The sequence below is a fragment of the Bacillus sp. FSL E2-0195 genome (assembly GCF_038003645.1).
In the GTDB taxonomy this organism is placed as follows: Bacteria; Bacillota; Bacilli; order Bacillales; family Bacillaceae_G; genus Bacillus_A; species Bacillus_A mycoides.
The window spans coordinates 1,073,152-1,093,353 of record NZ_JBBOPN010000001.1; the positions used below are offsets into that span (position 1 = coordinate 1,073,152).

Sequence of the window (20,202 nt, forward strand, 5' to 3'; positions counted from 1 at the left end):
ATGTACCATCATTTGGAAAGAAGGCCGATGTATGAAGAAAGCAAAGTGGACTTTATTAGGCGGGGTAGCAACGTTCGTAGTAGCGATTGTACTCTATAAACTTATTGTGTTAACTGGTGGCTATATGATGGATGAAAAGCAGCTTGTTTTCCACTCTTCATCACGTATCGTTGACCAGAAAGGAAAAGAAATTACGAAGTTATATGTAGAAAATAGAGAGCTCGTGCCGATTGAAGAAATTCCAAAGTACGTGCAGCAAGCATTTATTGCTGTGGAAGATTCTCGTTTTTATGAGCATCAAGGAATTGATTACCCTTCTATATTTCGGGCGCTTTATAAAGACGCGTTAGCTGGAGAGAAGGTAGAAGGCGGTAGTACGATTACGCAGCAACTAGCTAAAAACGTCTTTTTAACTCGCGAAAAAACATTTACGCGCAAATTGAAAGAGGTCGCAATTTCTCTTCAATTAGAGCAAAAATATACGAAGCAGCAAATTCTTGAAATGTATATGAACCATATTTATTTCGGTCATGGGGCATATGGTATTCAAGCGGCAGCAAAGTTGTATTTTAATAAAAATGTAGAAGATTTAACAGTGGAAGAGGGAGCTATGCTTGCAGGGCTTCCGAAAGCGCCAAATGGCTATTCACCGTACTTATCCCTAGAAAAGAGTAAAGGGCGCCGTGATCTTGTTTTGTCACTTATGCATAAACAAGGCTATTTAACAGCGGAAGATAGTGTTCGTTACCAAGGGAAAACAATAGCTCTTTATAAAAATTCAGATGAACGTGAACTCGCATATATGCCGTATATCGATATGGTTATAGATGAAGCGGCGCGTTTATATGGTTTATCGCATCAAGAAGTACTGCGCGGAGGATATACGTTTGTCGTACCGATGGATGAAAAAGTTCAAAAGGTAGCATATAACCAGTTTCAAGATGCGAGAAATTTCCCTGGTAAAGAAAACGGGGCGCAAGGTGCATTTTTATTAATGGATAATCAGACTGGCGGAATTAAAGCCGCGATTGGCGGAAGAGAGTATGTTCCGAGAGGGCTTAATCGCGTTTTTGCAAAGCGGCAGCCTGGTTCTGTTTTAAAGCCGCTTATCGTATATGGACCTGCACTTGAGACGAAGAAATATAATCCATATTCTTTATTAACGAATGAAAAAAGTTCGTTTGAAGGTTATGAACCTCGAAATTATAATCATGAGTATACGAAAGAGATGACGATGTACGATGCGGTATTAGAATCAGCAAATGTGCCAGCTGTATCTTTATTAAATGAATTAGGGGTAGATGAGGGAAAGCAATATTTAGAGAAAGGGAATGTTCATATTGCGGACTCAGGTTTAAGCACAGCACTTGGCGGGCTAAAAAATGGTGTGTCTCCATTTGATCTTGTCAAAATGTACCGATCTTTTTTAGCAAACGGGAATATTATCGAACCGCACGTTATCGATAAAGTATTAAATAGACACGGGGCGGTTATTGGAGAATCATCAAAAGCTGAAACGAAAGTCTTTTCGAAGCAAACGGCATGGTATATGACAAAGATGCTTGAAGGAGTTGTGAAAGAAGGTACGGCGAAAGCTGGCGTATATAATGGAGCTTTAGCTGGAAAAACAGGCACAACTTCATTGCCGAATGATGACAATGGTGCGCGTGATATGTGGTTCGTTGGATATACACCGAATTTAGTAGGTGCAGTTTGGATTGGCTATGACCGCACCGATAAAGAGCATCAATTACAAGATGGAAATGCATCTGCAACGATGTTATTTAAAAAGATTTTAACGAAAGCAAACATACAAGATAAAGCGAGTTTTCATAGGCCAAAAGGTGTTGAAACAATTGGACTGCCAATTCGTTTAGATAAGATTCAAAACGTGAAAGCAAAACTAGCATTTAGTCCTTTCGGTTTATTTGCAATGAAACTAAGCTGGACGCCGCTTCCTGATGAGCGAATTATGTATCGGATTTATAAAGTTGAAAAAGGAATTCATACTCACGTTGGAACGGCAAAAGGAACGGGGAAATATGAGGAGAAGTTTATTAATATATTCTCAAAACCAAGTTTTTACGTTGTACCATATAACACACAAACGAACCGTGAAGGAGAAAAGTCAAAAGTAGCTAAACCGTAGTTTTTCTCTGTGCTATAATAAGAATGTTGTGAAAATAGTAAACGTTTTTACGAACGTTTGTGTCAATTTAATGAACAACGTACATAATGTTATGCATTTTGTTTTTACAAGCTGTATAGTAAAAAAAGATAAATATCGGAATAGAGCATATTTAAAGAAAAAGCATTGGTAAGGAAGGGAGCTAGGGTCTTGGTAAGAACTATAAATGAGACATTTTTAAAAGCATGTAGGGGGGAACGTGCAGAGTATGTACCAGCATGGTATATGCGTCAAGCAGGTCGTTCACAGCCGGAATATAGAAAGATAAAAGAGAAATATTCTTTATTTGAAATTACACATAATCCAGAGTTGTGCGCTTACGTTACAAAGTTGCCAGTTGATCAATATAACGTAGACGCAGCAATTCTTTATAAAGATATTATGTCACCACTACCTGCAATTGGTGTTGATGTGGAAATTAAATCTGGCATTGGTCCAGTTATCGATAGTCCAATCCGTTCTTTACAAGACGTAGAAAAATTAGGGGAAATCAATCCAGAAGATGACGTACCTTACATACTAGATACAATTCGTTTATTAACGACAGAAATGTTAGATGTACCGTTAATCGGTTTTTCAGGAGCTCCATTTACGTTAGCGAGCTATATGATTGAAGGCGGTCCTTCTCGTAACTATCATAATACGAAAGCGTTTATGTATGCAGAGCCGAAAGCTTGGTTCGCTTTAATGGATAAGCTTGCAGATATGGTTATTACATATTTAAAAGCGCAAATTAACGCAGGAGTAAAAGCGGTTCAAATTTTCGATTCTTGGGTTGGAGCAGTAAATGTAGCGGATTACCGTATATTTATTAAACCAGCGATGGAGCGTATTTTTGCAGAAGTTCGCCCGATGGGTGTTCCAATGATTATGCACGGCGTAGGTGCTGCACATTTAGTGAATGAATGGCACGACTTACCGCTTGATGTAGTAGGTTTAGATTGGCGCTTACCGATTGAAGAAGCACGCGCACGTGGTGTTCACAAGGCGGTACAAGGAAATATGGATCCTTCATTCTTATTAGCACCTTGGCCTGTTATTGAAGAACATGTAAAAGGTATTTTAGATCAAGGGATGAAGCAGCCAGGTTATATCTTTAACTTAGGTCACGGCGTATTCCCAGAAGTAAATCCAGATACATTAAAACGCTTAACTACATTTATTCATGAGTACTCTAAAGAACAGTTAGCGAAGTAAAGGAGATTGTCTGTATGAAAAAGAAAATTGGTTTGCTTGTAATGGCATACGGAACGCCATATAAAGAAGAAGATATTGAACGTTACTATACACATATTCGCAGAGGAAGAAAGCCAAGTCCTGAAATGCTAGAAGATTTAACAGAGCGTTACCGTGCAATTGGTGGTATTTCTCCTTTAGCTACTATTACATTAGAGCAAGCTAAAAAGTTAGAAATGCGTTTAAATGAAATACAAGATGAAGTAGAGTACCACATGTATCTTGGTTTAAAACATATTGAACCGTTCATTGAAGATGCAGTACAAGCTATGCATAAAGATGGAATAGAAGATGCAATTGCACTCGTTCTTGCCCCTCACTATTCTACTTTTAGCGTGAAGTCGTATGTAGGACGAGCGCAAGAAGAAGCAGGAAAACTTGGAAACTTAACAATTCACGGCATCGATAGCTGGTATAAAGAACCGAAATTTATTCAGTATTGGGTCGATGCAGTGAAAGGTATATATAACGGTATGTCAGAAGCAGAACGTGAAAAAGCAGTGTTAATCGTATCTGCACATAGTTTACCAGAAAAAATTATCGCACTCGGCGATCCATACCCGGATCAATTAAACGAAACAGCTGACTATATTGCACGTGGTGCTGAAGTAGCAAATTATGCAGTAGGTTGGCAAAGTGCCGGAAATACACCAGACCCTTGGATTGGTCCAGATGTACAAGATTTAACGAGAGAACTAAATGAAAAATACGGCTACAGTTCATTCGTATATGCACCAGTTGGATTTGTTGCGGAACATTTAGAAGTTTTATATGACAATGACTTTGAGTGTAAAGTTGTAACGGATGAAATTGGCGCGAAATATTATCGTCCCGAAATGCCTAATGCGTCGGACTCATTTATCGACTGTTTAGCAGATGTAGTATTAAAGAAAAAAGAATCTGTAATGTAAGTAGAAAGGGGGAGCTTACTTGAGGAAAAAAGTTGTGATCATCGGCGGTGGCATCACAGGATTAACAACAATGTATAACTTACAAAAAGAAATTCGTGAAAAAAACTTGCCGATAGATGCATTGCTTATAGAAGCGTCTGGTAAACTTGGCGGGAAAATTCAAACCGTTCAAAAAGATGGATTTACAATTGAACGCGGTCCTGATTCTTTCTTAGCAAGAAAAGAGAGTGCAGCTAAATTAGTGAAAGAATTAGGACTTGGCGATGAACTTGTAAATAATAAGGCCGGTCAATCGTTCGTTCTCGTAAACAATCGGTTACATAAAATGCCGAGCGGTTCAATGATGGGAATTCCAACGCAAATTACGCCGTTTCTATTTTCCGGATTGTTCTCCCCAATTGGTAAACTAAGAGCTGGTTTTGACTTATTAATGCCTAGATCAAAACCAGTTTCTGATCAATCACTCGGGCAGTTTTTCAGGCATCGTCTTGGAAATGAAGTCGTTGAAAATTTAATTGAGCCATTATTATCTGGTATTTATGCAGGGGATATTGATGAAATGAGTTTAATGTCAACATTCCCTCAAATTTATCAAATTGAACAGGAGCACCGTAGTATTTCACTCGGTATGCGTACGCTCGCTCCAAAGCAAGAGAAGGCTGAATTGAAAAAAGGAATATTTAAAACTGTGAAAACCGGTTTAGAATCTATAGTAGAATCTCTTGAAACGAAGATTCCTAATGATATGATAATGAAGGGAACTCGTATCGAAAAGGTTGCAAAACTTGGTGATAGTTATACGATTACGCTTAGTAACGGAAAAGAAATGGAAGTAGACGCGATTGTAGTTGCGACGCCGCATAAAGTATTGCCATCTATGTTTGCGCAGTATAAGCAGTTTCGTTTCTTCCGTAACATTCCGTCTACATCAGTTGCAAACGTGGCACTTGCTTTCCCAAAGTCTGCAATTCAGCGTGATATTGATGGTACCGGATTTGTCGTATCAAGAAATAGTGATTATACAATTACAGCGTGTACGTGGACACACAAAAAATGGCCACATACAACGCCAGAGGGAAAAACGCTTCTTCGCTGTTACGTCGGACGCCCAGGTGATGAAGCGATTGTTGAACAAACTGACGAAGAAATTGTACAGCTCGTATTAGAGGACTTACAAAAGACAATGGATATTACAGAGGATCCAGAGTTTACAATTGTAAGCCGCTGGAAAGAAGCCATGCCTCAATATACAGTAGGCCATAAAGAGCGAATGAAAAAGCTCACAACATTTATGGAGGAAGAATTGCCAGGTGTGTATTTGGCAGGTAGTTCTTACGCTGGTTCTGGTCTTCCGGCTTGTATTGAGCAAGGTGAGTTAGCGGCGAAACGTGTGTTATTTCATTTAGAGAAAGTAATGGAGACTAAATTAGTCGCACATTAAAATATTTCAAACAAAACGCCTTCAATTATATTGAAGGCGTTTTGTTTATTGGATAAAATACCTTTAGTCAATAAACCTATATAAGTTATTTTGTATTATAGTTTGAAAACTTGTAAATTAAATAAATTTTGTGTAAAACTTGTCGAAATATAGTTCTATATAACGAATCATTTGATATGATAGAAATGTTGAGAAAATATGAAATAGGGAGAGGGAGATGGCTGTGAAGAAATTGTTAAGTGTCTTTTTATCATTAATGTTATTGCTTTCATTTACTGGAACTTTAGCGCAGGCGGAAGAAACTACTTCTATGTCAGTAGAAAAAGCAATTCAAGTATTTAAGCAGCAAGGGAAAACGAAGGGGATAGTGGAAGGATATATCGTTGGGTATACGCAAAGTCCTTCTAAATACACGAAAGATCCGGCTAAGTTTGACGACACAAACGTGGCAATTGCCGATTCGCCAAACGAAACGAATCCAGACAAAATCATGCCTGTTCAATTGCCAAAAGGCGATGTGAGATCGGCAGTAAATGTGAAAGACCATCCTGAAAATATCGGGAAGAAAGTTAGGTTGACAGGGACGCTTGAGTTATATTTCGGTAGCCCAGGTTTAAAATCAGTAACAGCTCATAAGTTTCAAGGAGAAGAACAAAACCGCGTTAGCGATGTAGTGGCATCACCAAATGGTGGGGAAGTTGCAAAAGGAACAGCAGTAACATTAACAACGAATACAGAAGGAGCAACAATCTACTATACGTTAGATGGCTCTAACCCTACAAACAAGAGTGTTCGTTATAACGGACAAATTGTAGTGAATGAAAATAGTGTAGTGAAAGCAATCGCTGAAAAAGAAGGGCTTACTTCTTCAGCAGTTTCGACATTTTCATTTATAATCGTAACAAATGAACCAGTTCGTATTCATGATATTCAAGGGAAATCACATATTTCTCCTTACAATGGGAAGAAAGTAAACAATGTGGAGGGCGTTGTCACAGCGCTTGATAAAAATGGTTTTTATATAGAAGATAATCAGCCGGATAATGATCCAGCTACTTCTGAAGGTATTTACGTATACAAAAAAGATGCGAATGTAGCAGTAGGAGATCTTGTCCAAGTTGATGGAGAAGTAGAAGAATATGTTGGACCTGGATATGCAGAAAGGTTTGACACAGATTTAACGACGACGGAAATTAAAGCGAGCCGCGTTGCTGTCATCGCAAAAGATCAACCTTTACCAGCGCCGATTGTACTTGGAGAAAACGGTGTGAAAATTCCTGATCAAATTATCGATAATGATGCATTCGGTTTATTTGATCCAAATGAAGATGCAATCGACTTTTATGAAAGTGTAGAAGGTATGCGCGTTACGATGCCAACGCCAAAAATTATTGCCCCTCAGAAAAACGGGAATTTATATGTAACAGTAGAAAATGGCGGGAATAAAGTCGTAACGAAATATGGCACACCTGTATTAGATGAAAATCAATTAAACCCAGAACGTCTTTCTGTAAAAGTACCTCGTGATTATGTAGCAAAAGTAGGAGATACTTTTACTGGAGATATAACAGGGGTAGTCGGATATGATTACGGTTCGTTCCGCATTGCGCCAATAACGGAATTACCATCTGTAGTGGACGGCGGATTTAAGCAAGTAGGGGCAAATATTCAGCCTCGTCTTGATAAGTTAACAGTTGCTACATATAACATTGAAAATTTCTCGGCGAATAAAAAAGAAACAACAGATGAAAAAGTAAAAGCGTTAGCGTATTCTATTAAATACAATTTAAAAATGCCAGATATTATTGGTGTAGAGGAAATGCAAGATAACAATGGATCAATTAATGACGGTACAACAGATGCTTCATTAAGTGCAAAACGTATCATTGATGCAGTTCTAGAAATTCGTGGACCAAAGTATGAGTATGTAGAAATTGCTCCGAACAATAATCTAGACGGAGGAGCACCAGGAGCTAATATTCGCGTCGGTTTCTTCTACAACCCATCACGCGTGAAATTAGCAGCAGTACCGAAGTTACTTGATAAAAATGTTGTTCGCATTGGAGACGAAAGTTCATTATTTGAAAGTACACGTAAACCGCTTGCAGCAGAATTTACGTTCCAAGGACAAAACGTTGTTGTCGTTGCAAATCACTTAAACTCAAAAATAGGAGATGCAACGCCATTTGGAAAAGTGCAGCCGCTCGTATTAAAGAGTGAAGAAAAACGAATTCAGTTAGCGCAAGAAGTAAATCACTTCGTACAAGGAATTCAGAAAAAGAACACGAATGCACCAGTTGTTGTGTTAGGGGATATGAACGATTTTGAGTTCGCTAAACCACTAAAAGCACTAGAAGGAACAATCTTGAAAAATATGTTAAACACAGTGCCGAAAGAGAACCGCTACACGTACATTCATGAAGGAAATGCACAAGTGTTAGATCATATTTTAGTAACAAACAACATCGCACCATACACAATTGTAGATCCAGTGCACTTAAACTCAAACATTATGAAAGAGCATGGACGTGTAAGTGACCACGATCCAGTACTTGTTCAAATTGATTTGAAGAAGGCTTCTTAAATAGTCGAGAAAGAACGCTTAGAAATATACTAAGCGTTCTTTTACATTATTAGGGATTTTTATGATAAAATAGATTGAATATTCATTCTTTAATGCAGGGAGGTGTAGACATATGGTAGCCCGAATAAACGGGAAATTAATGAATCAGCTTGCAATTTTTTTTAGTACGATCGTCATGCTTCAGTTTGTAGCTGATATAACAGGGCTTACACAGACTCTAGATAGTATGTATTATTTAATAAATACCGCAACTTCCTATATAACGTTTAGTTTGGCGGTTATTTTTACTTTAATCGGTGCAAGAAGAGAATTAAGTAAATATGCAATTATTGCATTATGTTTAGTGGTAGCTATTAAAGCGATTTATTTTGCGGCGATCGTTATTTTATGGGGATTGGCAGGTACGCCGTAAATGGGAGAGGATTATATGAGTATTGAAAATATAAGATTGATAAATGTAAATGATAATAAGAGCGTAATTCTCTAAGCTAACTTAGGGAATTACGCTCTTATTCGTTCAATTATTTAGTCCGAAATTGCTTGAAACGCTTTTCTACACCGATCTCTTTTTTGCAGTCTTCTTCTATATTTTTTTCTATCCCGCTTTACTCCTTGTATATACATAAATAAGCTGACGAGAAGGAAGAAAGCACATTGCATCGTTAAAATGTACGGTGACATGCCTTGCAATGGTTGTTTCGGATCATATAAATGAATAGGTGCTCCGCCTATTGAAGGAAATATTGTATTTAGCAGGACGTAAGGAATGGAGGCAACTGCAAATGGAAAGAGAATTGCCATATAGTCCTTTTGTGACCATACAGATGCAGCAAGTCCTAAAAGAGCCATTAAACCTGCAAATAAAAAATTAATTCCGATATATACAGTAATGTAAGTGAGAGGCGCATCGAAATATAGGTTTGCGAACATTCCATCAGCATTTATGATGCCTGAACCAATCGTAGGTGTTCCGTCTGGAATGGTTAATTTGCAAAATAATAACGATAAGATGAATGGAAATGTATAAAGAAATCCTCCGCAAAAAAACGTAACGATATATTTCATTAATGAATAAGGAAATAAAGAAATCCCCTTACTCACAAACGGTTTAAAACCATCTGACTTATCCGAATTGTAACTTGTACTAAAGGGGAAACTCGCAATAACTGGCATTAATAATAAATAAACATCCATTTCATTGTCGCGAAATCCGATCCATTTTATACCTGTTGAAATAGGTCCACTCGCTGCGTCTCCTAAATAACGAATTACATAGTAATAGTGATAAATACAAATAAGAACGAATCCACTAAACATAATAATTAAAGAAATACGACTACAAAAAGCTTGCTTTATATTTAAACGAAGCGCACGCATCATGACTGAAAAAGCCTCCACTATTTTGATAAACTTGTCTATTTTCTATATTACTATTAAATGTAAAGATTTTCTTGTTTTTTTATTTGATTATTTGAAAAAAGGGAAATTTGTTGTCGTTAAGTAAGGTTTAATCATATATCTTAAGAACACCTTTTCTTTTTCTCTTTTCTTCTGATACACTATGACAGTATTATATAACTTGACTGGAATTTTTTTATACTGGGAATAATAAAAAAGAGAACTTGTATAGAATGTAAGCGTGTGGTAATATCAAAGATGTACTGATTGACTATATTATCCAATTGGTCATTTTTGGAGGTGAAGATGTGGCGATAGATCGAAAACGTTCTATTATTGAAGCTGCAACAAAGTCTTTTTCAGCGTTCGGTTATAAAGCAACAACGATGGATCAAGTAGCGAAGTTAGCGAATGTAGGAAAAGGAACGATTTATACTTTTTTCAAAAATAAAGAAGAGCTATTTGGTGAAATTATTTCTAATTTAATTACAGAAATGAAGCAAGTTGCAGAAAATGCAATTCGTTCAGATATTTCATTTTTTGAAAATGTACATAGAGCATTATATAGCATATTAGAATTTAGAAAAGAACATCAGCTCATGATTAAACTAATTCAAGAAGAGCGTGATATGGGAACGAAAGAAGTACAAGAAGTGATGCAACAAGTAGATGTGGAAATCGTTTCTGTTATTCAATCGTATTTAGAAATTGCGATTGAAAAGGGTGAAATCAGCAAATGTGATCCAGAAATTACAGCGTTTATTATGCTTCGCCTATACGTATCGCTTATTTTTGATTGGGAAAAAAATCATGAACCGTTAGAAAAAGAAAAAATATCGGAATTATTCGAACTTTATTTACTAAAAGGATTGTCAAATTAAGATAATCCTTTTAATATTATAAAAAATGACTAATTGAACAAATTGGTCAATCGTATAAGGAGGATGGTTAAATATAATCATGTAGATGAAAATGTGCATAGTATAAATTCGGGGATAAGGCATATGTATGAACAGATATAGCCTTTTTATTTGGGTAAAAATGACTAAAAATACATTTTGGTCATTTTTAAAAGGGGGATAAATTATGAAATGGCATAAGTTGCTTAGTAAAGAATTTGCAGAGATTATAAAAAGTAAAAAAATATTAATCCCAATCATTGCGGTTTTATTTGTACCGATTTTATATGCGGGTATGTTTTTATGGGCCTTTTGGGATCCGTATGAACAGCTAGATGACTTGCCAGTTGCGGTAGTCAATTTAGATAAAGGTGCAGAACTTGATGGGAAACCAATTGAGGTCGGGAAAGGGCTCCTTGATAACTTAAAAGATAATAAAAGTTTTAAATGGGAATTTGTAAGTGAAAAAGAAGCGAAAGAGGGAATGGAAGGCAGAAAGTATTACATGTTAGTACGTATTCCAGATGACTTCTCAAGTAACGCTACAACGTTATTAAAAGACGATCCGAAACCATTAAACTTAGAATACATTCCAAATGAAAGTTTAAACTTCTTATCTTCACAAATTGGCGGAACAGCAATTGAAAAAATTAAAGGTGAAGTATCAAGCACGTTAACGAAAACATATGCAGAGAAAATGTTTGATTCCATTAAGGACGTCTCAAAAGGATTAGCAGATGGAGCGGACGGAGCAAATAAGTTACATGATGGAGCTAGTGAGTTGCATGATGGATCAAGTAAAGTGACGGATGGACTCCATACACTTCAAGGGAAGTCTGGGGAGATGAAGGATGGAGTTCAGAAATTAGCAGATGGATCTAATAAATTAGTAGATGGGTCAGGAAAAGTAACAACAGGTTTAAATACGTTAAATAGCAAAACGGGTGAAATGCAGATAGGTATAGGGAAATTGCAAGATGGGTCTCAGAAAGTAACTGATGGTTTGAATACATTAGCAAATAAATCAGGTGAATTAAAAACAGGAACGAATGAATTAGCGAACGGTATGGAAAAGCTTGTTGGAGGACAAAGTCAATTAGAAGAAGGTTCTCAAAAAATTGAAAATGGTTTGCAAGATTTAAATAGTACAGTAAAGCATTCTGTTGTAGGTTTAGAGGAAATGCAGGCGAAAGTTCCTTCTATATTAAATACTGTAAATGAGAAAATGAACGGAGCTGCAGAAAACGTAAATCAGTTAAATGAATTTACTCAATCAACAGCAGGAGATGCAAAAACTGCAGCGCAAGATGTAGCTAATTTGCAAAAGCAAATCGAGAGTTTACCAAAAGAATATCAAGAGAAGTTACAACCATATATAACAAATGCGGCGAAAAGTACAGCGACAGTTCAGCAGAAAGCTATTGGAGTAGCAGGTGGAACAAATAAATTAAATGAAGAAGTAAAACAATTAAAAGGTGAAATAACTCAAACAACAAGTGATGCGCAAAACAAACTACCGAATACAGCGAAATTGCAATCTTTAACGGAGGGTATTGAGAAATTACTGAATGCGCAAAACGAATTTGTAAGCAAATTTCATGGATTTGGTGAAGGATTAAGTAATGCCAAAGTAGGTGTAGATAAATTAAATAACGGGTCAGGTCAATTAATTGATGGAGTAACTCAATTAGCAGATGGCTCAAGTCAAGTGACAGGCGGTTTAGGTACATTATCTGTAGGAGCAAGCCAAATGACAGGTGGCATAACGCAATTAGCGGACGGTTCAAGTCAAGTAACAACTGGCTTAGGTACTCTAAATGGTGGCCTAAATAAAATGTCCACTGGCTCAACCCAGCTAATCGATGGCGTCAATAAACTAACAGACGGATCAGGAAAAGTGACAGGTGGCCTCGTAAAAGTAAACGATGGTTCAGGTGAACTTGCTGAGAAACTTGGTGAAGGTGCAGAAAAAACAGGAGAAGTAAAAGGTACGGATAAAACGTATGATATGTTTGCAAGTCCTGTAAAAGTGAAGACGGAGAAAATGGCGGAAGTTCCAAACTACGGAACTGGATTTACACCGTATTTCTTATCACTCGGTTTATTTGTTGGGGCATTACTATTATCAATCGTATATCCATTACGTGATACAGTTGGCGTTCCAAAATCAGGATTTAGTTGGTTTATTAGTAAGTTTGGTGTTTTACTATCAGTCGGTATTATTCAAGCAATAGTAGCAGATGTCATATTACTATTCTGGTTAGGTGTAGAAGTACAAAGTATTCCATACTTTATACTCTTTAGTATTGTTACGAGCTTAGCGTTTATTTCATTAATTCAATGTTTAGTAACAGCATTCGGTGATGCAGGGCGTTTCATCGCCATCATCACATTAATTATTCAGCTTACAACAAGTGCTGGAACATTCCCACTAGAGTTGATTCCGAAGTATTTACAACCATTTAATGCTTGGTTACCGATGACATATTCTGTATCAGGATTGAAAGCAGTCGTATCAAGCGGAGACTTTAACTTCATGTGGCAAAATATTGGGATACTCATGATCTTTATCGTTGTATTATCACTTGGAACAATTGCTTCATTAACTTGGATGCATAAGCGACAATTTAGAAATGTTGCTGAAAATCAATCGGTTGAAGCGTAAATAAGGAACATAAAAAAGGCACCGAAATGGTGCCTTTTTTATTGGTCTTGTTTTATTGGATGAGAAAGTTCATTTGTTTTTCTATTTTTACGGAACAAGTATATAACAATACTTATAAGAATAATTGTAGCTACAATCCAAACAAATGGACCATATCTTTCAGCAAAAGTATATAGTTTCATGTTGCTGGCAATGTCCTCTTTTGTTTTTCCTATTAGAATTTCAGAACCACTATACCCTTCAAGTGTATCTCCTTTTTTTATACCAAAAATAAGAGTGTCTGATTTGTTTTCTATTCCTGTATATCGGTATCCTTTACCTTTAATTGTTAATTGAGTATCATCCTTTTTTAGTGAGTAATCTTCGGTGGAAATATCTTTTCCTGACAGTGTAATTGGTTCCATCGAAAAACGGATTTCTTTTAATGCAGGAAGAGCCTCATTGTTTAGTAAGAGCTGCTTTGCAATATGCTGCTCGGTATCAATGTTTTTCCAATTTGCTTTTCGTCGTTTATACGTATTAATTTCAAGAAGTGCAAATTCTTTATTTTGAAGTTTTTCCTCTGTAATAGGTTGCGCGGTAGTTAATGTTCCTTTTAATAAAATCACACCGTCTTTTGCAGATTGAAATGAAGAGACCTCCTTCGTTTCTTTTAATGTATTGATAGCACCTCTATAATCTTCTTTTCCTAAAAGAACAGCTCCCGTATGTACGGTTAAAATAAGATATAGGATGCTTAATACTATAATAGCTTTTTTCACTATTTTCCCTCCAAAATATGTATAAGTTAATTGTAACATAATTTTCCATTTGAATAATAGGTTACAGGAATGAGAGTGATAAGTAAATTAAGAGAAGTGTGGATGAGAGAAGTAAAAATGAAAGAGAAATACAGTTGTAAGAAAGGTGAACTGTACTTCTCTTTTAGATGAAAAGTATTTTATTCCGTAAAATCCCAATTGGTGTAGGCTAATAATCCGTGGGGGATGAACAAAATCCCCCACGGATTAAAGTTTCACTTTATTGAATTCTTTTCTCTGTATTACATTTAAAAAACCCTCAATATTCGAGCTTAAAATTTGGCCCACCGTTATATATTCGTCTTCATAGTAAAATATTAGTTTTTTATCAAAGAATGTTCTTTTCGTCTCTATGGATAGAATTTTTTTATATTCAAATTCCACAATCAATGCATTTTTACAACATTTGAATGATTGTCCATAAAAAATAACCCTCCTATTAGTGGCAAGTAACACTCCGGAACGAGGGACATTATGTGTAATAATATAGCCAGTAAGTGAACATCTTAAAGTGGATAAAATATTTTCTTCATGATGTAATAGTTGTTTTGCATCCTCTAAAATTTGATTCATTGCATATAATCCTTTTTTATTTAAAATACAATCTATATGGATATTATTATAGCAAGAAAGACCATACACCAAATATGTAACATTGCATATTTGGTGTATGGTCTTTCGAATATTATTCAGAATGGTTCTTACTTTCCAAAGAGCATCTTTTCCTTAATTTTACTATATTTTATGTGTAGCCTAAACGAAAGAAAGGAATCACAACAATTTGAATAGAATCATATTACAGGGGAGTTGATAGTATGAGACAAAAATCTCGCTTCTATTTCATCATATATCCGCTAGTCTGCTTCTTAGTTTATACACTATCTCCGATTTTGTTTCATAAAAAAGAATATACGAGTATGAAAGACATAGTGGGAATGATTGTAACCTATTATATTTTAATTGGTGGATATTACTTTATTGATTTTTTAAGTAAAAGAATAAAGAAAAACGGTAAAGTTTAATAATATAAAAACTGATGGAGGAGAACGAAATGACCGAAAGCCAAATGAAATTTCGTGATACGACCATTCGCAACTTTTTTGATAAAGAGGACCGCTTAAAATCGATTCCAGGTCAAAAAAAGAAAAAGTTAGTCTTATTGGAACATTTGATTAGAAAGCTGGATGCTGGAAACCAATATACAGAAGAAGAAATTAATGCGTTCGTAAAACAGTATCATGATGATTTTTGTACGATAAGAAGAGAATTTGTTATACATGGGTTTATGGACAGAGAAGACAATATTTATAGTGTGAATGCGAGGGAAGAGTGGACGAGGTGGGAGATGTTATAGAGAGCTCTAATTGTGTAAGAACCTGTTTTCATATCTTTGCTGTATTAAAATGATGAATGTAGCGATAAAGGAGGGATTGTCTTGCAAGCTAGCAGTCTTATGCATGAAGAATTTTCGAGGAAGCCATCGGTTTTTGGGATTTTCACTTCACCGACATTACAATTCAAAAGGATGAGGAATCAAAGAAATATATTCCTCCCATTAACTCTTTTAATTTTACTTATTATCATTTCAAGCGCCTTAATTTCCTGAAATTCTTTACATAACCCTGCACTTAGTATGTTTCATGATAAAACTGGATTTACTGTTCCAAAATACATAACTTTCTTTACTTCATTTGGAATTTCTACAGTAAGTGGAATAGTAGCTATATTTTTTGCGCCTATATTCTATAAAAACATTATGATTTTTTTTGGAGTCGATATTAACTACAAGGAAACATTTCCTATCATTATCTATGCATCTTTTGTATTAAAATTAGGGATGCTTTTAAACGGATTGATTGCGTTCTCCCTTGGTGGATATGAGTTGTCCTATACAGGTTTAGGTGCGATAGCAACAGATAATATGGTTTTACATGCAATCGCTCAAAGGATAGATATATTTAATATTTGGTATTACGTTTTATTAGGAATAGGCTTAAAAACAATTACGAATTTAAATGAAAATAAACTTGTCACTCTCATTATTGTGCTTTTCGTTTTTACTAGTGCATTAGCAAGTATATCTGGATTTATGCAAGAAATATCTAAATTACAATAAAAGTATATTGGATTATATTTTTATTCATTTGTATGAAGAAAGGTGGTTTGGCTATGTGCCAAACCACCTTCTTTCATTCTTTATGGTAAATTATGAAATACTGTGATCCAATCTTTCTTTCTGAAGAAGATGATGTGAAAAATGCATAGAAATGAGCTGGAACCACTCTGGAGCATTTAAGTACCCAAGTCCAGGATGCTCCACTTTACAATCATTTGGAATAGAAGCAAGCATTGGTTCAATGTTTTTTACAGCTGTAATTAATTTTAGAAAACGCTCCTGTATCTCTTCTTTGCATGATGGATTTTCAGGTGTGTATCCAGAGCGATTTGGCACTTTTATTTGTATAGGAGGGAAAGCACCCATTGTATATACTTTTTCACCCATATCCGTTTTTTTGTTAGCTACAGATGGTGTTTCAGTTTTACATTTCTCGATTGCATCTAATTGCATATATGTAGCAGCTAGCAGATGGTTATACATTTGACCGAGCGACCATTCTTCTTCAGAAGGTTTTTTTCTAAATTGTTCAATCGTATATTTGTCTAATTCCTTCACATAACACGTTGCTAAACTTTCGAATTTCTCTAACATAACAGTACTGTTCATATTGGTATCCCCTTTTTAAGAAAATGTATTTGTTAATACCTACAATAAAGGAGGGATGCTGACAACATTATGTCAGTAGTAAAATAAAAAATTAAAGTTTTAACATTTTTTTTACTTCATCATATATTTTCTCAGAAAGAATTTTTGGCTCTAGTACTTGCACTTGGCTCCCCCAGCTTAATACCCATTGAAATACTTCATCTATACTTCTTGATTTCAAAAAGACATGAAAACCATTATCTTTATGCTCGTATGAATCTATAAAAAAGTATCGTGACTCAACAATTTTATGTGCAATATGGGATGGGAATAATAAATGGATCGTAACAGTTCGATTGTTTTCAGGTTGATAGTCTTGTAAAGAAAAGTCTTTCGGTTTTGTAAAGAATTCTTGTTCTTGCTGTAATGTATCCATACGGTCTAAACGAAAATTACGTATTTGTTTTCGAAGTAAGCAATGAGCAACGATGTACCAAATTCCTGAAATATTGACTAAACCGTAAGGATGAACGGTCCGTTTTATTTTTGTAGTTTCTCTTGGTTTACGATAAGAAAAAGAGATAGCTTGTTCTTTTTGAATAGATTCTTGCAATAAGAAAAGTTGGTTTTCTAGTTGTTCTCGCTCGGGTTGCTGATGCGAAAATATAGGAGAAAGGAAACGGAAAGTTCCTCGCAGCTCTTCAACTTTCTTTTTTTGATCAGTAGAGAGGACAACCTCAAGTTTCTCTTTTGCCGATTGCGCATGTACAGAAAAAGAAGAAGTGAAAGTTTTCTCGATATAATCACCGCCTAATAAAAGAGTAACAGCCTCTTCCGGCGTAAGCTGAATGGGTGGCAAGAAATAACCATCCATTAATGAATAGCCGTGACCAGGCATTGAAAAAATGGGAACGCCGGATTCGCTGAGTGCGTCCATATCTCGATAAATAGTGCGTATACTTGTCTCAAATTTTTCAGCTAAGCTTTGTGCTGTAACGGTTTGTTTTCTTTGTAATTCAATTAATATAGCTAATAAACGATCCGTCCGATTCATGAAATATCATCCTTTATTTTATAAATATTCTTATTGTGAACTTCTAAAAGTAGTATGTAATTCCCTGCCATTAACAGACTTTTTCCTATGTATAATATTAATATAGTAAAATCATAAGAACCTATATTGCAGTTTCCAATAATATACTATATAATCAGTATAAGAAAACGTTTTCATGCAAAGGGGGAAATTTCGTGTCGACTATCGAGGACGTGGCGAAATTAGCGGGGTTATCAAGGACAACGGTTTCTAGGGTGATCAATAATCATCCATATGTTTCAGATGAGAAGAAGAAAAGGGTTCAATTAGCAATGAAGCATTTAGGCTTCGTTCCTAATTCTGCGGCGAGAAGGCTTCGTAAACAAAAAACAGAAACAATTGCGGTGCTTGTTCCAAGGATTACAAATCCTTTTTTTAGTAGATTTATTGAAGCAATCGAGATTGCTGCTTCTGAACATAAATATAAACTGATTATTTGTCAAACAAGATATTTACCGGAAAAAGAGATGGAGTATTTACAATTATTATCTACGAAACAAGTAGATGGGATTATTCTATGTTCACTAGAAAATCCATGGGAGAATGTGGAGCCATACTTGCAACACGGTCCAATCGTGTTATGTAATGAATATATTGAGGAAGCAAATGTTCCAACAGTGAAGTTCGATCATGCACAGGGTGCATACATAGCTGCCAATCATGTATTAGAACAAGGATATCGTAATCTGATTTTTTGCCGTGGCAACGAAACGAAAGTAGTGAGCCAACAGCGAAAAATGGGCTTTTTACGCGCTATTACTGAAAAGAGTAGAGAAGTGGAAGCGATCGATTTTCTTGAAAACGCTTTCTCTTGGGATGATGGAAAACGAATATTCAATGAAGTATTAAAGGACAAAAAAAATCCTACCGCGATTTTGGCAGGAGGCGACGAGGTTGCAGCTGGAATTATCTCAGAGGCGAAACGCCATGGTTGGAGTATTCCAGAAGATCTCGCTGTGATCGGTTTTGATAATCAAATTTTAGCGCAGATTACAGAGCCAGGTATTACGACAATTGAACAACCAATCGACGAGATGGCCCGAAAAGTTGTCGACTTAATGATGGATAAAATCCATACGAAAAATTATCGACAAAAAGAATTGTATGAGTTTGAACTGGAGCTCTTGGTGAAAGGTTCAACGATGAAGGATACGATGTTATTAGCCTAGTAGACTATGTCTGCTAGGTTTTTTTATGTTTACAAACTACTATTCTTCGTGAACGCAATCGTCACATTTGTTATGGTATGCTTCGTGCTGCTCATCAATTTCCTTCCCGCAATGAGCACAAGTTTTCGTCGGTAAATTTCGGAAAAACTCCATTGGTTGATCGATCATGTCAATCCCTCCATTTCCATTTCTTACTATCATTGTATTAGTACAAATAATAAAAGTCAACAACTGTTTTATAACAAAAGTGAAAATTAATGAAAAAGTTTAGGAAATGGATTATAGTTAACAATGTAGGATGTAAGTAAAAAACTTTCTCAAGTACGGAAAAAAACGGCATTCCTACGCGGTTTTAGAAAGGATGGATACATATGAAGATGACTGTTGTCGGCTTTTGGGGCGGCTTTCCAGAAGCGGGAGAAGCAACGTCGGGGTATTTGTTTGAACACGATGGTTTTCGTTTACTTGTAGACTGTGGCAGTGGTGTACTAGCACAGCTTCAAAAATATGTAACACCATCTCATATAGATGCAGTTGTACTGTCGCACTATCATCACGATCATGTTGCAGACATTGGGGTATTGCAATATGCGAGATTAATTACGAGCGGGGCGAAGGGACAACTACCGGAATTACCAATATACGGTCATACGTTTGATGAGAATGGATTCCATTCTTTAACACATGAACCGCATACGAAAGGAATCGCGTACAACCAAGAAGAAACACTTCAAGTTGGACCGTTCTCCATTTCATTCTTAAAAACAGTTCATCCTGTTACATGCTTTGCGATGCGTATTACAGCTGGCGATGACGCTGTAGTATATAGCGCTGATTCAAGTTATATTCCTGATTTTATTCCGTTCACAAAAGATGCTGATCTTTTCATTTGTGAGTGTAATATGTATGCACATCAAGAGGCTGCAAAAGCAGGGCATATGAATAGTACAGAAGTAGCAAGTATTGCGAAAGATGCAAATGTAAAAGAACTTTTATTAACGCACTTACCGCATACAGGCAACCCATCTGATTTAGTAACAGAAGCAAAACAAATTTTTAGTGGCCATATTACGCTAGCGCATAGTGGCTACGTATGGAATTCATGAGGTGATAC

General features: G+C 36.0%; 18 protein-coding genes and 1 pseudogene. 13 read left to right on the forward strand and 6 right to left on the reverse strand.

From position 1 onward, the window contains the following. Window positions 1–31: 31 nt before the first annotated feature. The 6 genes from MHH59_RS05500 to MHH59_RS05525 all read left to right on the forward strand — a co-directional run bounded on the left by MHH59_RS05500 (window position 32) and on the right by MHH59_RS05525 (window position 8,772). Window positions 32–2,149, forward strand: a complete 2,118-nt coding sequence (locus MHH59_RS05500) for a transglycosylase domain-containing protein (RefSeq protein ID WP_340850935.1) — start codon at window positions 32–34, stop codon at window positions 2,147–2,149. 189 nt (window positions 2,150–2,338) lie between these two features. After that, entirely contained in the window at window positions 2,339–3,385 is a 1,047-nt protein-coding gene (gene hemE, locus MHH59_RS05505) for a uroporphyrinogen decarboxylase (RefSeq protein ID WP_340850937.1), read from the forward strand. 14 nt (window positions 3,386–3,399) lie between these two features. Continuing rightward, entirely contained in the window at window positions 3,400–4,335 is a 936-nt protein-coding gene (hemH, locus tag MHH59_RS05510) for a ferrochelatase (RefSeq protein WP_340850938.1), read from the forward strand. A gap of 19 nt (window positions 4,336–4,354) precedes the next feature. Further along, entirely contained in the window at window positions 4,355–5,776 is a 1,422-nt protein-coding gene (gene hemY, locus MHH59_RS05515; protein WP_002168946.1) for a protoporphyrinogen oxidase, read from the forward strand. Between the two features lie 217 nt (window positions 5,777–5,993). Next, a complete protein-coding gene (locus tag MHH59_RS05520; RefSeq protein WP_340850939.1) occupies window positions 5,994–8,360 on the forward strand; it encodes a DUF6359 domain-containing protein in 2,367 nt (788 codons plus the stop codon). Window positions 8,361–8,472: 112 nt separating this feature from the next. Further along, window positions 8,473–8,772 carry a hypothetical protein gene (locus tag MHH59_RS05525; RefSeq protein ID WP_002168944.1) on the forward strand — a complete coding sequence of 100 codons (300 nt, stop codon included), beginning with the start codon at window positions 8,473–8,475 and terminating at the stop codon, window positions 8,770–8,772. Window positions 8,773–8,885: 113 nt separating this feature from the next. Here the strand turns inward: MHH59_RS05525 and MHH59_RS05530 are convergent, their stop codons facing one another. Next, window positions 8,886–9,740 (reverse strand): hypothetical protein, encoded by an 855-nt coding sequence (locus MHH59_RS05530; protein ID WP_340850941.1) that lies wholly within the window; start codon window positions 9,738–9,740, stop codon window positions 8,886–8,888. A 326-nt stretch (window positions 9,741–10,066) separates the two neighbouring features. Between MHH59_RS05530 and MHH59_RS05535 the strand changes: the two genes are divergently transcribed. Beyond that, entirely contained in the window at window positions 10,067–10,639 is a 573-nt protein-coding gene (locus tag MHH59_RS05535) for a TetR/AcrR family transcriptional regulator (RefSeq protein WP_000963368.1), read from the forward strand. 205 nt (window positions 10,640–10,844) lie between these two features. Next, window positions 10,845–13,322, forward strand: a complete 2,478-nt coding sequence (locus tag MHH59_RS05540; RefSeq protein WP_201055771.1) for a YhgE/Pip domain-containing protein — start codon at window positions 10,845–10,847, stop codon at window positions 13,320–13,322. A gap of 38 nt (window positions 13,323–13,360) precedes the next feature. Here the strand turns inward: MHH59_RS05540 and MHH59_RS05545 are convergent, their stop codons facing one another. Together MHH59_RS05545 and MHH59_RS05550 are read right to left on the reverse strand one after the other, a co-directional pair. After that, entirely contained in the window at window positions 13,361–14,122 is a 762-nt protein-coding gene (locus tag MHH59_RS05545; RefSeq protein WP_002168938.1) for a hypothetical protein, read from the reverse strand. Between the two features lie 207 nt (window positions 14,123–14,329). Next, window positions 14,330–14,695 carry a PH domain-containing protein gene (locus tag MHH59_RS05550; protein WP_002168937.1) on the reverse strand — a complete coding sequence of 122 codons (366 nt, stop codon included), beginning with the start codon at window positions 14,693–14,695 and terminating at the stop codon, window positions 14,330–14,332. Between the two features lie 242 nt (window positions 14,696–14,937). Here MHH59_RS05550 and MHH59_RS05555 point away from each other — a divergent pair, with 242 nt between their 5' ends. The 3 genes and pseudogenes from MHH59_RS05555 (at window position 14,938) to MHH59_RS05565 (ending at window position 16,238) form a co-directional block, all read left to right on the forward strand. Next, complete coding sequence (locus MHH59_RS05555; protein ID WP_002125823.1) at window positions 14,938–15,144, forward strand: hypothetical protein; 207 nt, start codon at window positions 14,938–14,940, stop codon at window positions 15,142–15,144. Window positions 15,145–15,173: 29 nt separating this feature from the next. Continuing rightward, window positions 15,174–15,476, forward strand: coding sequence for a DUF2087 domain-containing protein (locus MHH59_RS05560; protein WP_002168936.1), 303 nt, complete (start codon window positions 15,174–15,176; stop codon window positions 15,474–15,476). Window positions 15,477–15,557: 81 nt separating this feature from the next. Then, a pseudogene (locus MHH59_RS05565) lies at window positions 15,558–16,238 on the forward strand (Yip1 family protein). Between the two features lie 90 nt (window positions 16,239–16,328). Here MHH59_RS05565 and MHH59_RS05570 read toward each other — a convergent pair. Both MHH59_RS05570 and MHH59_RS05575 read right to left on the reverse strand, forming a co-directional pair. Continuing rightward, the gene (locus MHH59_RS05570; protein ID WP_002168934.1) at window positions 16,329–16,847 is read right to left on the reverse strand and encodes a DinB family protein; all 519 of its coding nucleotides are present in this window, start codon (window positions 16,845–16,847) and stop codon (window positions 16,329–16,331) included. Window positions 16,848–16,938: 91 nt separating this feature from the next. Further along, a complete protein-coding gene (locus tag MHH59_RS05575; protein WP_002168933.1) occupies window positions 16,939–17,880 on the reverse strand; it encodes a helix-turn-helix transcriptional regulator in 942 nt (313 codons plus the stop codon). Window positions 17,881–18,074: 194 nt separating this feature from the next. Here MHH59_RS05575 and MHH59_RS05580 point away from each other — a divergent pair, with 194 nt between their 5' ends. Further along, complete coding sequence (locus MHH59_RS05580) at window positions 18,075–19,088, forward strand: LacI family DNA-binding transcriptional regulator (RefSeq protein ID WP_002087115.1); 1,014 nt, start codon at window positions 18,075–18,077, stop codon at window positions 19,086–19,088. A 39-nt stretch (window positions 19,089–19,127) separates the two neighbouring features. On the opposite strand, the gene yhfH is transcribed toward MHH59_RS05580, so the two are convergent. Then, window positions 19,128–19,256 carry a protein YhfH gene (gene yhfH / locus MHH59_RS05585; RefSeq protein WP_000567010.1) on the reverse strand — a complete coding sequence of 43 codons (129 nt, stop codon included), beginning with the start codon at window positions 19,254–19,256 and terminating at the stop codon, window positions 19,128–19,130. Window positions 19,257–19,459: 203 nt separating this feature from the next. Between yhfH and MHH59_RS05590 the strand changes: the two genes are divergently transcribed. After that, on the forward strand, window positions 19,460–20,194 hold the full coding sequence (locus MHH59_RS05590; protein ID WP_340850943.1) for an MBL fold metallo-hydrolase: 735 nt from the start codon (window positions 19,460–19,462) through the stop codon (window positions 20,192–20,194). Window positions 20,195–20,202: the final 8 nt, after the last annotated feature.